Origin of the sequence: Daejeonella sp. (assembly GCF_037719425.1) — a bacterium.
Lineage (GTDB): Bacteria > Bacteroidota > Bacteroidia > Sphingobacteriales > Sphingobacteriaceae > Daejeonella.
In genome coordinates this window covers 53455-54697 of sequence record NZ_JBBJNI010000010.1, presented here as the reverse complement: position 1 = coordinate 54697, position 1243 = coordinate 53455, and the positions used below count along the sequence as shown (strand labels likewise).

Here is a 1243-nt window from a genome sequence, read left to right as displayed (position 1 = left end):
GATGGGCTGAGCGACAATTGGCCAATCGGCTATGATGATGTAAAACCCTTTTACGACCGTGTCGATAAGATGATTGGCGTGTTCGGAACTAAAGAGGGGATTTATAATGAGCCGGATGGATATTTTCTTCCACCCCCAAAACCACGTCTGCATGAGCTCATGATAAAAAAAGCAGCAGGTAAAATTGGGATTCCTGTCATACCATCGAGGCTATCTATTCTAACACGACCCGTAAATAAAGACAGAGGATCCTGTTTTTTCTGTGCGCAATGTAGTCGTGGCTGTACTGTGCATGCTGATTTTTCTTCATCGACCTGCCTGGTGAAACCAGCGAAAAAAACAGGGAATGCTGATGTCTATGTAAATGCGATGGCTCGTGAAGTGCTGACCGATAAGGAGGGAAGAGCAACAGGTGTGTCATATGTCGATAAGACGGATATGCAGGAATATCAGGTTAATGCTAAAATCGTCGTTTTGGCTGCGAGTGCATGCGAATCTGCAAGACTGCTGTTAAATTCCAAATCATCTGCTCATCCAAATGGCTTAGCTAACTCAAGTGGTATGGTGGGTAAATATCTTCATGATTCGACCGGGGCATCCAGAGGGGCTTTCATTCCTCAATTAATGGACCGTAAGCGGTACAACGAAGATGGTGTGGGAGGTCTCCATCTTTATATCCCATGGTGGCTGGAAAACAAAAAACTTGATTTTGCCCGCGGTTACCATATTGAGTTCTGGGGGGGTATGGGAATGCCATCCTATGGGTTCGGCTTTGGAATGGAAAAAACTAACGGGAAATATCCAACCATTGAGGGAAAGATGAAGGATGCTGGAGGATACGGTGCCGCTTTAAAAAATGACTATCGCCGTTATTACGGGTCAACAGTGGGATTTGCGGGTCGCGGTGAAAGTATTCCTCGCGTGGAAAATTACTGTGAGATTGATCCGGGTGCTGTCGATAAATTTGGTATCCCGGTATTGAGGTTTAATTATAACTGGACAGATCAGGAAGTAAAGCAGGCAAAGCATATGCAGGATACTTTTGAAGAGATTATTCATTCCATGGGTGGAGTAGCAAGCGGCGAAAAGCCAGGAGCTGATGAGAAGTATGGACTACTAGCCCCAGGGCGGATTATACACGAAGTAGGTACTACGCGAATGGGGAATGATAAAAGCTCCTCCGTTCTTAATAAATATAATCAGGCGCACGACGTAAATAACCTTTTTGTAGTAGATGGCGGTG

General features: G+C 45.1%; 1 protein-coding gene. It reads left to right on the top strand.

Annotated features, from left to right (window positions below):
* Nucleotides 1-1243 (top strand): GMC family oxidoreductase (locus WKF69_RS02655; protein ID WP_340379329.1); only part of this gene is annotated, 1243 nt, incomplete at both ends.